The organism is Paenibacillus sp. FSL R5-0623, assembly GCF_037974265.1.
Taxonomy (GTDB): Bacteria; Bacillota; Bacilli; order Paenibacillales; family Paenibacillaceae; genus Paenibacillus.
Genome location: NZ_CP150233.1, coordinates 6,529,647 through 6,543,194, shown reverse-complemented (window position 1 = coordinate 6,543,194; position 13,548 = coordinate 6,529,647). Strand labels below are relative to the sequence as shown.

Here is a 13,548-nt window from a genome sequence, read left to right as displayed (position 1 = left end):
GAGGAACCAAGGTGCCATTTGAGGGACAACGTATGTTGCCAGCTGCGAAGAGCATGAAGCAGTTCGAGGCGATAATTGAAGGCCCTTATACCTATGGGGTGATGCTGGAAACTCATATTGCACAGCTTCAGAGTGTAATGGACGAGGCGCGGCGGTACGACAAAAAGATACTTTTGCATGCAGATCTGGTGCAGGGATTGAAAAATGATGAGTATGCAGCAGAGTATCTGTGTCAGCACATTCGCCCTGCAGGACTGATTTCTACAAGGGCAAGTGTAATTCAAAAGGCGAAGCAGAAAGGCATTACAGCCATACAACGTATTTTTCTGCTCGACACCCATGCTCTGGAGAAAAGTTATCTGCTGCTGGCTAAAACCCAACCGGATTATATTGAAGTACTACCTGGCGTCATTCCGCATATTATTGCGGAAGTATCTGTACGTACAGGGATACCCATTATTGCAGGGGGATTGATCCGTTCACCGGAAGAGGTTGAACTTGCGCTTGGCGTCGGGGCTACGGCAGTGACCACATCCAACGCAGATCTGATCCGACACTTCGAGAAATCGCTTACATCGTAAAAAGAACCCACAACTGGAGGTTGTCTGTATGGAAAAATATATTTTGGCTCTGGATCAAGGAACGACGAGCTCCCGGGCCATTCTATTTAACCACGGCGGGGAGATTGTGCACATTGCTCAGCAGGAATTCCCCCAATATTTCCCTAAGCCGGGTTGGGTAGAGCAGAATGCCAATGAAATCTGGAGTTCCATTCTTGCCGTGATGGCTTCATGTCTGGCAGAGAGCGGGATCAAACCTGTTCAGATTGCCGGGATTGGAATTACCAATCAGCGGGAGACCGTTGTGGTATGGGACAAAGAAACAGGCAGACCCATCTATAATGCAGTGGTATGGCAATCCAGACAGACCGCAGATATCTGTGAAGAATTGAAGACGCAGGGTCTCGGGGACCTTTTTCGCCGCAAAACAGGATTATTGATCGATCCCTACTTCTCGGGAACAAAGGTGAAATGGATTCTGGATCATGTCCCTGGTGCCCGAGAGCGGGCGGAGAAGGGTGAACTGTTATTTGGCACGATTGATAGCTGGCTGATCTGGAAACTAAGCGGGGGCACACACGTCACGGATATATCCAATGCCTCACGTACCCTGATCTATAACATTTATGATCTGCAATGGGATGACGAATTGTTGGATGTCCTCGACATTCCTAAGGCCATGCTGCCAGAAGTGCGAGGTTCATCCGAGGTGTATGCACACACAACAGACTATCATTTCTTCGGTCATCGGATTCCGATTGCGGGAGCGGCAGGTGATCAACAGGCAGCGATGTTTGGTCAGGGCTGTTATACCAAGGGCAGTATGAAAAATACATATGGTACCGGTTGTTTCATGCTTATGAATACGGGAGAGAATCCGGTACAATCGGATCACGGACTGATTACGACCATTGCCTGGGGGATGAATGGCAAGGTGGAGTATGCGCTTGAAGGCAGTATTTTTGTTGCAGGCTCAGCGGTTCAATGGTTGCGTGACGGATTAAGAATGCTTCGCTCTTCAAAAGATAGTGAGGACTACGCCTCACGCGTGCCTTCGACAGATGGCGTGTATATGGTACCTGCATTTGTGGGACTGGGCAGTCCGTATTGGGATAGTGAGGTCAAGGGTGCAGTGTTTGGCCTGACCCGGGGCACGACGAAGGAACACTTTATCCGCGCTACACTGGAAGCATTGGCGTATCAGACCAAAGATGTACTGGAGGCGATGGAATCCGACTCGGGTATTCCTGTGCATGCTCTGCGTGTCGATGGCGGGGCGGCGGCTAATGATTTCCTGATGCAGTTCCAAAGTGATATTCTGGGCATTCCTGTCGAACGACCTACAGTGAACGAAACCACTGCATTGGGTGCGGCTTATCTGGCAGGTCTGGCGGTTGGGTATTGGACGAACGCGGATGAATTGGCCGATCATGAGAATACGGAGCGTGTCTTCCATCCAGTTATGGCTGAGGAACAACGGACAGAACTGTATGCAGGCTGGAAGCGTGCCGTGAACGCAGCGAGGGCCTTCAAATAAAAAATATGCAATAAATCTACAATTATCTCGATGTGGGTATTTGTACTTTATCACTAAACTTATGTTATAAATGATATTTACTGGTGGAAAATGATGCATGATTTACAGGGTTATTCTTCCTGGAGGGAGTAAAATATATAGCCACTATAAGGAAAAAAACAAGGTTAGTGGATTCATTTGAAATTCCATCCTTTGGCAGAACAACTTTTTGATTTTTTTTTGAATAATGTGTCATTTCAGGACTTCACGCCGTCAAAAATCTGTGATAGGATAAAGGCACAAGTTAAAAAATGATGTCTGGAGATCGGGAGGGACCACGTGCCGCTCAGCAATTGCTGAGCGAATGACGTGGTCCTTTTTTTGTTTTTTTACGAAAACATGAAGGAAATCAATGGGAGGTTCAGAAATGACAGAAATGTTCTCTTCAGCACACCGGACCGAATATTTGCGAGGCATGGCGAATGCACATTTTGACATATTAATTATTGGCGGTGGGATTACAGGCGCAGGGATTGCACTGGATGCGGCTTCGCGTGGATTGAAGACGGCGCTTGTCGAAATGCAGGATTTTGCAGCAGGTACATCCAGTCGTTCGACCAAACTTGTCCATGGCGGATTGCGTTATTTGAAGCAATATGAAGTGAAGATGGTTGCTGAGGTAGGACGGGAGCGGGCTGTTGTTTATGAGAATGGGCCACATGTGACAACACCGGAACCGATGTTGTTACCGATCTATACGGCAGGTACGTTCGGCCGCTTCAGCACATCCATTGGATTGATGGTGTATGATCGGCTCGCCGGGGTGAAACGCAGTGAACGGCGCCAAATGTTGAATGCTGGAGCGGTGTCGGATAGTGAACCTTTATTACGCACACAGGGGTTGTTGGGTGGTGGACTCTATGTGGAGTACCGGACTGATGATGCCAGGCTCACTATAGAAGTTATGAAAGAAGCTGTCAAACATGGGGCACAGGCAGTGAACTACGTCAAGGCGAAGGGTTTCCTGAAGGAGAATGGCAAGATTACAGGTATTGAAGCCATGGATCAGATCGATGGGCAGATCTATACGCTAAAAGCAAGCAAGGTGATCAACGCTTCCGGTCCATGGGTGGATGGGCTGCGGGAATTGGATGGTTCACGCCAAGGGAAAACACTACAGATGACCAAAGGTATTCATTTGGTCTTTGATGGTGAACGATTCCCGCTAAGACAGGCGGTCTATTTTGATACACCAGATGGTCGAATGGTGTTTGCTGTCCCTCGTGATGGCAAAACCTATGTGGGGACAACCGACACCGTATATCAGGACGATCCTGCACATCCGCTAATCTCCGACTCGGACCGCGATTATGTGATTGATGCAGTTAATGGCATGTTTCCAGATGTACGGATTGGTATCAAGGATGTGGAGTCCGGATGGGCGGGTGTACGTCCATTAATTCATGAGGAAGGCAAGAATCCTTCCGAAATTTCACGTAAGGACGAAGTCTGGGTATCCGATTCCAATCTGATTACCATTGCCGGAGGCAAATTAACTGGATACCGCAAAATGGCTGAGATGGTCGTTGATCTGGTCGCTCGCCAGATGGAGCAGGAGCACGGACATTCCATTGGCCCTTGCGTAACGAAGAAGATGCCCATCTCCGGCGGTGATGTAGGGGGATCGTCTGGATTTGTATCGTATGCAGAGCGCAAGATCAAGGATGGTGTTGCCCTGGGGCTTGCTCGACCTGCTGCGGAGCGGCTGGTCCGCACGTATGGTTCCAATGTGGGGGCACTGTATGAGCGAATGCCCGATCCACGCACCAAATCCGAGCTTCATGGCATGCCACAGGAGCTATTGCTGATGCTACGTTACGCGATTGATGAAGAGATGGCTGTAACCCCATCTGACTTTTTGGTTCGAAGAACAGGTGATTTATACTTCCGTATTGATGAAGTTCGTCGCTATAAAGCAGCAGTTATCTCATATATGGCTGGTCGTTTGGACTGGTCTGAAGAGCAAGCGATTAAACGTACACAAGAACTGGATCAGCTGTTGCTGGAAGCATCCGGCAAAATCTGAGGCAGGATTTCAAGGTCGAGAGTCGAATGGAACATGTAAGCGTGTAACATAGAGAGGGGATTACATCCATGACATTACAGATCGGAATCATTGGAACAGGCTGGTTCAGTAAGGTACACGCGGATATTCTCGCACGGATGGAAGGTGTTCGTGTTGCGAGTGTCTGTGGAACATCGCTCGAAAAGGCAGAGGCTATGGCCTCCGTTTATGATGCTGTTGGTTACGGGGAACTTGAACATATGCTGGATGGTGAGAAGCTGGATGCGGTGTATATCTGTGTGCCTCCGATGTCCCACGGATCGATTGAGTCCGAATTAATCCGCCGCGGTATTCCATTCCTGGTGGAGAAACCTTTGAGCACCGGAATGGATGTTCCGCGTCAGGTATTGGAACAGGTACAGAAGAGCGGTTTGTTAACCTCTGTAGGTTACCATTTCCGTTATCAGGAGGCTGCGCAGGTCCTGCAGCAAGCGATGAAAGAACAGACGGTTGGTATGGCACTTGGCCGCTGGATGGGCGGAATGCCCGGAGTTTCCTGGTGGCGGCGTCAGGACGGTTCAGGAGGACAATTCGTAGAGCAGACTACACATATTGTAGACTTGCTTCGGTATTGTGCAGGAGAAGTTACGGAGGTATATGCTGTAGCAGCTCAGCGAAGCATGCATGAGAAGCATGAGCATGTCACCGTTGCCGATGTGGCGAATGTGACGCTCAAGCTGGAAAGTGGAGCAATTGCAAGTATCGCCAATACATGTCTGTTGCCAGATGGAGAGGGTGGTGCTGGGCTCCAGTTCTACACGGATGCAGGTGTGTGGGATTGGACGCCGGAACGTTTGCTTCTGCCAAGTGCTGCAAAACATTCGATGGCAGGCCAGGAGATTCCGGCAGGACATAATCCATACGAGCGTGAGAATGAAGCGTTCATTCACGCCCTGCGTACGGGAGACCGTTCACGAATTCTGTCCGATTATGCGGATGCCTGCCGTACACAGGAGATTACAACGGCAGCGCTCGCATCGGCAGATTCCGCTCTGCCTGTACAGCTTCAGCCTTCTAAACATCTCTCTCATTAAAAGGTTGAAGGTAATATAAATACGCCTGAATCAGGGAATGATCCGCAGATCAGCCTGATTCAGGCGTATTTGAGTTGAGTAGAGAATATTGAGCAACAATTCAACTACTCGGATTTCTGCTGTTTCAACCAGTCAGATGACCAGCTGTAGATCTGATCAATGACAGGTTCAATGGCTCTGCCTTTCGGTGTTAACTCATACTCTACACGAGGAGGAATCTCGGGAAACATGTGCCGGGTTACGATACCTTCGGTCTCCATTTCCTTCAATCTCTCCGATAAAAGTCGTCCACTGATGGCCATCTCTGCTTCAAGTTCCGTAAACCGCTTCGGTCCGGACAACAGTTGGTACATGATTAACAGTACCCACTTCTTCCCTATGATGTCTATGGCTTGAGTGATCATACAGGGACTTGGTGCTTTTACTTTTTTCAGCTTCAACGTGTTCACCTCGATTCATAATTATTTTTTTCAAAGTTGTATATGAAAGGACATGATTTCTGCCGCTTTAAGAATATAGGACATCCAAGTAAATGAGGGTTACTACAAAATATACTGTAACATACCTTTTGTATGTATTATACATCATACTGCGGAAAATTACTTGAAGAAATTATCTTATCATTGTATACTAACTTCATAAAAGTAAGTTGGTGAAAAATAATACGTATAGTATACACATGTACTATTTCGAAAGTGAACCTAGCTAAACAGATGAAAATAGAGTTACCTTCGGGGAACTTTTGCATAGATTCTTTTTTACTATTTTTCGCAAAAATAATCATTACATAGTAGGAACATATAATTTGTTACAGGAGGATCTACATATGAATAAGATTTTGGGTTATATTTTTCTGGTTGTGCTAGCAGGTGTATTCGTCATGACTGGGTTTAACAAGATTAGTGGGGCGGACATGATGATTCAGACCTTCGAGAGTTTCTCTTATCCGACATGGACGATGTATCTGCTCGGTGCTGCGGAGTTGCTTAGTGCAGTAGGATTGGTGATTCCACGTACTCGCATCCTGGCTTCTGGCATACTGACATTCATTCTGATTGGGGCCGTGGGAAGTCACCTGATCTATGCACAATACGCTGCTGTTCCGTTCCCGGCTGTGTTGTTGGTAGCTAATATCATTGTCCTGATTGTGGGCATGCGCAGATTGGAAGAGGAAGAAGAAGGCCAGATGGACGCGATTCAGGCGTAAGTGTTATACAGAAGATGACCACTGCCAGTGAGCGGTGGTCATCTTTTTTATGTAAGACTTCGCGTGGCACGTGTAACGATTCGCCGCGTATGTTTGGTATCCGACTGCTGAGTCCAAGTGGCACAGACCTGCCGCACCCACTCTGGATTGGTCTTGCTGGCATCGTTCAGCCAGTTACTTACCGAATCCTGCACATACTTATGGGCATCGGATTTCACCGCGTCAAGCAAGGGAAGGGCCATGGCCGGATTTTCTTTTAACTCCTGAATATGCTTGGCCCAGACGCCACGAGGTCTGATTGATTCTATGGCAAAGCGACGGATCAGTGGATCAGGGTCAACGCTCCATCGGATTAACTGTTGCAAGGCTGAGGATAATTCGGCAGAGATGGACTCCCGTACAGCCATCCAGGCGATTTCTCTTACACCAAAGTGATGATCTGCTGCAAAGGGCCGAATCTGCTCCAACTTTTCAGTCAGGTTCAGACCGGAATCCAGCCCAATGATATAAGCCGCCCAGCAGCGAACACTGTCTGAACGAGCTCTGCAATGGAACGAAAGAGATTCGTTTGTTCATTCATGGTTAGACGTTTCAACAGATTAAGCCATTGCATGGCTATGGCCGGGATGATTTTCATGATCCGCTGCTCATCCATCTGTGTTAACTGCTCTGTAATTGCTCTGGTTTCGGCATCCATTCCCCATTCATGGGTAACCTTCTGAAAAAGAGAAACATGATCTACAGCCAGCCATTCGGTCAGATTAACCGATTCGATATGTCCTGCTTGTAGCCAATTGCGGATATGCTCAGGGATTTCCGTTGCTTTACGGGCACCTTTGCGAAGAAGAATGTTTTCAGGGATAAATAGATCTGATTTAGCATCCAACGGTATGTACTCCTCCTTGGTTGTATAGACTTATGAGCTATACAGTACAACTTGCTGGAGAACAGGGATGTAATGCATCTTACAAGTGGGCAGTTATTTTCCGAAGGATGGCGATTTCGTCACGATGAAGGGAGACTGATTTGAATCCGGTACGAATACGGCCTGCTTTTGCCAAGTCTTGCATGACAATCGTAACCGATTCCCGTGTGGCTCCCGCCATCCAGGCAATCTCCTGATGGGTAAGCCCAAGTTGAATCCGGCAGTACTCATCTTCTTCGATCCATCCCATCTGTTCAGCCAGCCGGAAGAGATTATGTATCACCTTTTCATGCAGGCTTCCGAGTGCGAGCGTCTGTGTCAACTCGCTCATTCGTTTGATCCGCTCGCTTAGTACGTTCATCAGTCTCATCATAAACTGTGGATGTTCAATCAGAAACTGTTCAAAACGTTGTTTGTTCATCAGGCAAATATCACACTCCTCCATCGTTTCGATATAAACAGCACGTGTTCCGAGTGAGATTCCGTTCATTTCTCCAAACACGTTACCTTCCGTCAAAATATCGAGAGTGAACTGCTTGCCCTCCGGGTTTAAAGTATATAAACGAACCTTTCCCCGTTTTACAAAATAGAAACCTTCTGTAAACGTATCCGGTGTCTGGATCTGTCTGTTTTTGGGTATGGTCGTAATAGAAGTCATCCCATCCATTTCAATCAGGTCTGCCTCGGACAAGGAGGACATGAGGTCGAATTGTGATAAATACAGAATTTTATCCATAGAACTCCTTTCCATGACAATATGAATATAAAAAAAGAAGAACCCACGAAAAACAACGGGTTCTCTTGCAGCGGGACTTCCTGATCGGAAGGTCTTCTGACTATAAATGATGATCAAATGCCATTTTAATTATAGTAACTTTTTTAATTGAGAGACGCGTCCTTGGCTGATGCCAAGCTTTTCCGCAATTTGCTGTTGAGCCAAACCGGGATTCTGTTCAACAATTTCTTTCATCTGTTGCAGCATACGTGCCGTCTTCGGCCGCAGATCCGGGTATTCTTGGTTATCAGCTGTGGTCCCTTCTTCCCTAGCGGGAGATGAGACTGAGGCGGATTTGGAAGCAGGACGCTCCACGGGTGCAGGAGCCTGTTTGTTCTGAGGTACGAACCAGTCGGGAGAGTCATCCGGGTGTTTTAATTGAATTGCACAAGTCCGGCAGATGAATTGTTCTTTGAAATACATTTCCGTATCTACATCACCGCAAAAAATACATAATGTTGATTTGTACTTTCTTAAAATCAACTCTTTCCCTTCAATGAAAAACTCAAGCGGATCGCCGATATGGATTTCCATCGTATCCCGCATTTCTTTGGGAAGGACAATTCGTCCAAGACGGTCCAGAGATCTCTTCATTCCGGTTCTTTTCATCGCATCTCCCCCGCAATATTCACAATTAAAAACCTGTCCTTATTGTAAGGAAGAAAGGGCTTTAATACAACAATAATATTTCAAAAAAGTGGATAATTCCATCCATTATGGGAAAATAAGTTTAGAAAGGACGGGTGCAACGGCTAAAGTGAACAAGGCAGCGAGCACCATGGAGATGCTGGAGATGGTACCCGTTAGGGAACTCAGTTCAAACGCCTTGGATGTCCCTGTGCCATGGGCACCGGTTCCAAACAGTGTGCCTCGTGCAATCTCCCCATCGATGCGTAGCATCTTAACGATCGAAGGGCCCATAATCACTCCGAGCAGGCCAGTCATAATAACAAAAACAGCTGTGACTGCGGGAATGCCACCGATGGTAGCCGAAACGTTCATGGCAATTGGGGTGGTAATCGATCTTGGGATCAGACTATGAATGAGACCGGAATCCAGGCGCAACCATTTGGCGAGCAGGGCAGAAGAAAGTACGGCAACGACCGAGCCGGTCATGACACTGAAGACAATCTCGGAAATATGTTTTTTGAGTACATGGAAAAAGGTATAGAGCGGTACGGCAAAAGCCACCGTGGCCGGTTGGAGAAGCAGACTCAGCCATTTGCCGCCACTGCTATACGTGGCATAATCCGTTCCGGTTGCGAGCAATATGCCAACAACAAGCAGCGGCGTAATGAGCAGTGGAGACAGATATACTTTTGGCAGATTACGATACATTCGTTTGGCGACCGCATAGATACCGACGGTTAACAGCAGGCAGAGAAATCCAATCATCCGGTGTGACGCTCCTTTCGTTTCGCGATTCGTGTAGCAACCAGGCCTGTGCAGGACATGACCAGAAATGTACTAAGTAGTACGATGAATAAAATCTGCAGTCCGTCATGCTCCAGCATGGGCATATAGTTCATAATGCCAACGGCTGACGGGATAAAAAATAACAATAGTTCGCCGAGCAGCCAGGCAGCTCCAACTTCAATCCAGCGCAGCTTCACGACACGAGTCTGAAGCAGAATGAATAACACAACCATACCGAGTATGGAACCCGGTACAGGAAGATGGAGAGTACGGGCCAACAGGTCCATGAGCAGTGAAAAAACCATTAAGAGCGCAACCTGTGCAATACCAATGCCCCATTTTTTCACTTCAATCCCTCCTTGTATAATCAACGTAATCGTTTAAGTTATTATGAAAATGAAAATGATTCATTTGATATCATAAATTTTACATGGCATTCTTTCATGAGTAAAATGCATATTAAGAATGTTTTCTATTCCATTTATCTATGAGGGGTGGGGATCAACCGATGGATATCCGCCATTTGCAATATTTTCTGGAAGTTGCCCGGCAGCAGAGCTTCACAAAAGCCGCCGAAGTTCTGTATATCACCCAGCCTACGATCAGCAAGACTGTCAAGAGTCTTGAAGAGGAACTAGGTATCACGTTGTTGGACCGTTATGGGAAGAAAGTGGAACTAACCGATGCAGGTCATGTGTTTTTTCGGCAGGCACTGGAGATTGAAAAATCGTTCCGCAATCTGTCGTCCGAATTGGATGACCTGATGAATTTGAAGAAAGGCCATCTGCGGATCGGCTTGCCGCCGATGGTAGGATCAAGCTTTTTCCCCATGATCATTGGTGAATTTCATAAAGCCTACCCGCAGGTGACCATTCAGCTGTTCGAGGATGGTGCCAAAAAAGTAGAAGCCGATGTGATCAGTGGTGCACTGGATATTGGTGTTGCCGTACTGCCAACCGTGGATGAGCTGTTGGATCATTTTGTGTTTGTAAAAGAGAAGCTGAACCTGCTTGTACACCCTTCACATCCACTTGCAGGGAAAGAGTCGGTTGCGCTGCATGAACTGGAAAACGACGCCTTTGTGCTGTTTCGGGAGGATTTTGCATTGCATGACCGGATTATTGTGGCCTGTCAGCATGCTGGGTTCCAGCCCCGGGTGGTATATGAGAGCTCCCAGTGGGATCTGCTCAGCGCGATGGTTGCCGCCAATCTGGGGGTTGCTTTACTGCCGGAGACGATCTGTCGTGAGGTGGACCATATGCGTGTGCGTATCATACCTGTGGTGGAACCGGTGATTCCATGGCAGCTCGGCATGATCTGGCGGAAGGACCGCTATCTTTCATTTGCCACGAGAGAGTGGATCGCATTCACACAATCGATGCTGGGTGAGTAAGGGAAGCGATCGGAAGGTTATTCTATCATTGTAGTACCCAGTTTAAATACTCTTTTGTTGACCCTGGATCGTTGTTACAATGGAAGCATAATCATGATGGAGGTGTACGAACATGAAACTGCGGGTATCCGCTGTACAATACCAATTGCACACAATCAGCTCGTTTGAGCAGTTCGCCGCTCAGGCTGAGCATTACATACGGACAGCGAGTGAATACGGAACTGAATTTGTGCTGTTCCCGGAATTTTTCACAACACAGTTAATGTCCATTGGGGACAAACAAGGCAATGCGCTGACAATTGAGGATCTGCCGAACTTTACGGAGCAATATGAACAACTGTTCACATCACTTGCTGCCAAGTACGGCATGCACGTCATCGGGGGAACCCACGTCATTCGCCGTGAAGGGAAGTTGTATAATACAGCCCACATGTTCTACCCGGATGGTCGCATCGCTCGCCAGGACAAGATTCACATTACACCAACCGAAGTACAGGAATGGAATATGGCTCCCGGAGATGGACTTGAGGTGTTCGACACGGACAAAGGCCGTATTGCGATGCTGACCTGTTACGATATTGAATTCCCGGAAATTGTAAGGATGGCCAAAGCCAAAGGCGCAGACGTAATTTTCTGTCCTTCCTGCACGGACGATCGTCACGGATTCTACCGTGTGCGTTATACGAGTCATGCCCGCGCGGTGGAGAATCAGGTGTATGTTGTGTTAACCGGAACAGTGGGTAACCTGCCAACAGTAGATTTCATGCGTGCCAACTATGGACAGGCTGCCATTATTACGCCTAATGATATCCCGTTCCCGCCACGTGGCATTTTGGCCGAGGGTGAGATTAACAACGATATGATCGTGACCGCCGATCTGGATCTGGACTTGTTGTATGAGGTGCGCGAACGTGGATCGGTAACGACCTGGCGTGACCGCCGTACTGATCTGTATACCGATTGGGAGTAGGCAACTCCGTTTATAAACGAACAGGACAAAGGAAGATTTATCAGAATTCATTTGTCAGTGGAAAGGGGTGACCCGGCAACATGTATACCAAAGAAATGCTGATCACCGACCCGGAGCGAAATGGTAAAAGGGTAAAAGCAGTCGTTCGCAATTATGTTGCATCCGACTTTGAGGAACTCATTCGCATTCAGGCGGAGAGTTTCCCTCCTCCTTATCCGGAAGAGCTGCTCTGGAGTCACGAGCAACTCACCAGTCATGTGCAGCATTACCCGGAGGGTGCTATCTGCATTGAAGTCGATGGAGAGTTGGCTGGCTCAATGACCTCGCTACGAATGCAGTGGGACCCTGCACATCCAGCATGTCATACCTGGGCCGAAGTAACGGATGACGGCTATATTCGTAACCACCAGCCGGATGGCAACACGCTGTATATTGTCGATCTCTGTGTTCGTCCAAAGTACCGCAAATGGGGACTGGCTCAGCTTATGATGCAGGCGATGTACCACCTGGTGATTGCACAGGGTATGGACCGGTTACTAGGTGCCGGTAGAATGCCGGGTTATCATCTGGTTGCAGACCAACTGTCTGCGCAGGAATATCTGGATCAGGTAGCAGCGGGAGAGAGGCGTGACCCAGTGATATCGTTCTTGCTTCGCTGTGGCCGCATGCCTGTTGGTGTGACTGCAGACTATCTAGACGATGAGGAATCCTGTAATTATGCTGCCCTGATGGAGTGGCGGAATCCGTTCAAATAAAAATAAAATTAAATGAAATACATCATCAATTGAGGGGGTATTTATTTATGGAATTCACGCGTATTACATCCATTAAGGATCCGTTGTTTGCTCAAATGCACAAGTTGATGCAGGAGATTTTCCCTCGGGAGGAAGTGCTGGACTTCCCCCTGTGGGAAGAACCGTTGGAAGATCCGGGTATTCGGGTGTTTGTAGCTGTGCATGAGGGACAGGTCGTTGGAGCGACAGAGTACCGTTATTACGAGGATTGGAACGTGGCCATGACGGACTTCACGATTATTGGGCGCGAAGGTCTGGGAATTGGCAGTTTCTTGGCGAATCACCGCAAGCGTGATCTGCAAAAGCTGGCTGCGGCAAACGGGAAAGAATTGTTCGGCATGTTTGCCGAAATCTATAATCCTTATCTGAGTCAGGATCACGAGTTTGGCGGAATCAAGCCAATGGACCCGTATGTGCGTCGCGAAGTATTGTCCCATCTGGGATACCAGCGTCTGGACTTCCCGTATGTTCATCCATCCTGGCAAGGTGACGGCGAAGCGGTTGGCGGATTGGATCTGTGCTTCATGCCAGGTGATGAGTCGCTTGGTGAACTGCCAGCAAGTCTGGTGGCTGATTTCCTGAATCGATATTATGCGGTGTTACCAAACAAACCGCAAGAATGGCTTGCCATGGTAGAGCAATTGACTGCTCGCAAGTCGGTTACGCTACTGCCGTTGTGATCATATGAAAGACCCGAGCCTGGACTAACAGGGTTCGGGTCTTTTTTGTTATATTTTTCAGAACGAACAAGATACTCTTTTCTTCCGTATGGGATATGTTACCATAAACATGGAAAATATATGTTTCTAATCATTATTATTAAGGAGGGGATT

At 47.7% G+C, this 13,548-nt stretch carries 14 protein-coding genes and 1 pseudogene; 9 read left to right on the top strand and 6 right to left on the bottom strand.

What is annotated here, in order from left to right; translation table 11 throughout:
• Positions 1–11 precede the first annotated feature (11 nt).
• From MKY92_RS28625 to MKY92_RS28610, 4 genes are all read left to right on the top strand, one after another.
• Positions 12–581, top strand: a complete 570-nt coding sequence (locus MKY92_RS28625; RefSeq protein WP_339298450.1) for a glycerol-3-phosphate responsive antiterminator — start codon at positions 12–14, stop codon at positions 579–581.
• Between the two features lie 28 nt (positions 582–609).
• On the top strand, positions 610–2,097 hold the full coding sequence (gene glpK / locus MKY92_RS28620; RefSeq protein WP_339298449.1) for a glycerol kinase GlpK: 1,488 nt from the start codon (positions 610–612) through the stop codon (positions 2,095–2,097).
• Between the two features lie 406 nt (positions 2,098–2,503).
• Entirely contained in the window at positions 2,504–4,162 is a 1,659-nt protein-coding gene (locus MKY92_RS28615) for an FAD-dependent oxidoreductase (protein ID WP_339298448.1), read from the top strand.
• Positions 4,163–4,230: 68 nt separating this feature from the next.
• Positions 4,231–5,235, top strand: a complete 1,005-nt coding sequence (locus tag MKY92_RS28610) for a Gfo/Idh/MocA family oxidoreductase (protein WP_339298447.1) — start codon at positions 4,231–4,233, stop codon at positions 5,233–5,235.
• 104 nt (positions 5,236–5,339) lie between these two features.
• Here MKY92_RS28610 and MKY92_RS28605 read toward each other — a convergent pair whose 3' ends face one another.
• Positions 5,340–5,639 (bottom strand): helix-turn-helix domain-containing protein, encoded by a 300-nt coding sequence (locus tag MKY92_RS28605; protein ID WP_026081419.1) that lies wholly within the window; start codon positions 5,637–5,639, stop codon positions 5,340–5,342.
• Positions 5,640–6,061: 422 nt separating this feature from the next.
• Between MKY92_RS28605 and MKY92_RS28600 the strand changes: the two genes are divergently transcribed.
• Complete coding sequence (locus MKY92_RS28600) at positions 6,062–6,442, top strand: DoxX family protein (RefSeq protein ID WP_339298446.1); 381 nt, start codon at positions 6,062–6,064, stop codon at positions 6,440–6,442.
• 47 nt (positions 6,443–6,489) lie between these two features.
• Here the strand turns inward: MKY92_RS28600 and MKY92_RS28595 are convergent.
• The 5 genes and pseudogenes from MKY92_RS28595 to MKY92_RS28575 form a co-directional block, all read right to left on the bottom strand.
• Positions 6,490–7,292: pseudogene (locus MKY92_RS28595) on the bottom strand (DNA alkylation repair protein).
• Between the two features lie 115 nt (positions 7,293–7,407).
• A complete protein-coding gene (locus MKY92_RS28590) occupies positions 7,408–8,103 on the bottom strand; it encodes a Crp/Fnr family transcriptional regulator (RefSeq protein ID WP_339298445.1) in 696 nt (231 codons plus the stop codon).
• A gap of 129 nt (positions 8,104–8,232) precedes the next feature.
• Positions 8,233–8,751, bottom strand: coding sequence for an AbrB/MazE/SpoVT family DNA-binding domain-containing protein (locus tag MKY92_RS28585; protein ID WP_076209663.1), 519 nt, complete (start codon positions 8,749–8,751; stop codon positions 8,233–8,235).
• A 105-nt stretch (positions 8,752–8,856) separates the two neighbouring features.
• Positions 8,857–9,537, bottom strand: coding sequence for an LrgB family protein (locus MKY92_RS28580; protein WP_339298444.1), 681 nt, complete (start codon positions 9,535–9,537; stop codon positions 8,857–8,859).
• Positions 9,534–9,905, bottom strand: a complete 372-nt coding sequence (locus MKY92_RS28575) for a CidA/LrgA family holin-like protein (protein ID WP_339298443.1) — start codon at positions 9,903–9,905, stop codon at positions 9,534–9,536. Before MKY92_RS28575 ends, MKY92_RS28580 begins: the two co-directional genes overlap by 4 nt.
• A 161-nt stretch (positions 9,906–10,066) precedes the next feature.
• Between MKY92_RS28575 and MKY92_RS28570 the strand changes: the two genes are divergently transcribed.
• From MKY92_RS28570 to MKY92_RS28555, 4 genes are all read left to right on the top strand, one after another.
• Complete coding sequence (locus MKY92_RS28570) at positions 10,067–10,951, top strand: LysR family transcriptional regulator (RefSeq protein ID WP_339298442.1); 885 nt, start codon at positions 10,067–10,069, stop codon at positions 10,949–10,951.
• A 112-nt stretch (positions 10,952–11,063) separates the two neighbouring features.
• Positions 11,064–11,921 carry a carbon-nitrogen hydrolase family protein gene (locus tag MKY92_RS28565; protein WP_221819709.1) on the top strand — a complete coding sequence of 286 codons (858 nt, stop codon included), beginning with the start codon at positions 11,064–11,066 and terminating at the stop codon, positions 11,919–11,921.
• 80 nt (positions 11,922–12,001) lie between these two features.
• Positions 12,002–12,676 (top strand): GNAT family N-acetyltransferase, encoded by a 675-nt coding sequence (locus MKY92_RS28560; RefSeq protein WP_339298441.1) that lies wholly within the window; start codon positions 12,002–12,004, stop codon positions 12,674–12,676.
• Between the two features lie 47 nt (positions 12,677–12,723).
• Positions 12,724–13,395: a GNAT family N-acetyltransferase gene (locus tag MKY92_RS28555; protein WP_339298440.1), complete on the top strand. Its 672-nt coding sequence runs from the start codon at positions 12,724–12,726 to the stop codon at positions 13,393–13,395.
• Positions 13,396–13,548: the final 153 nt, after the last annotated feature.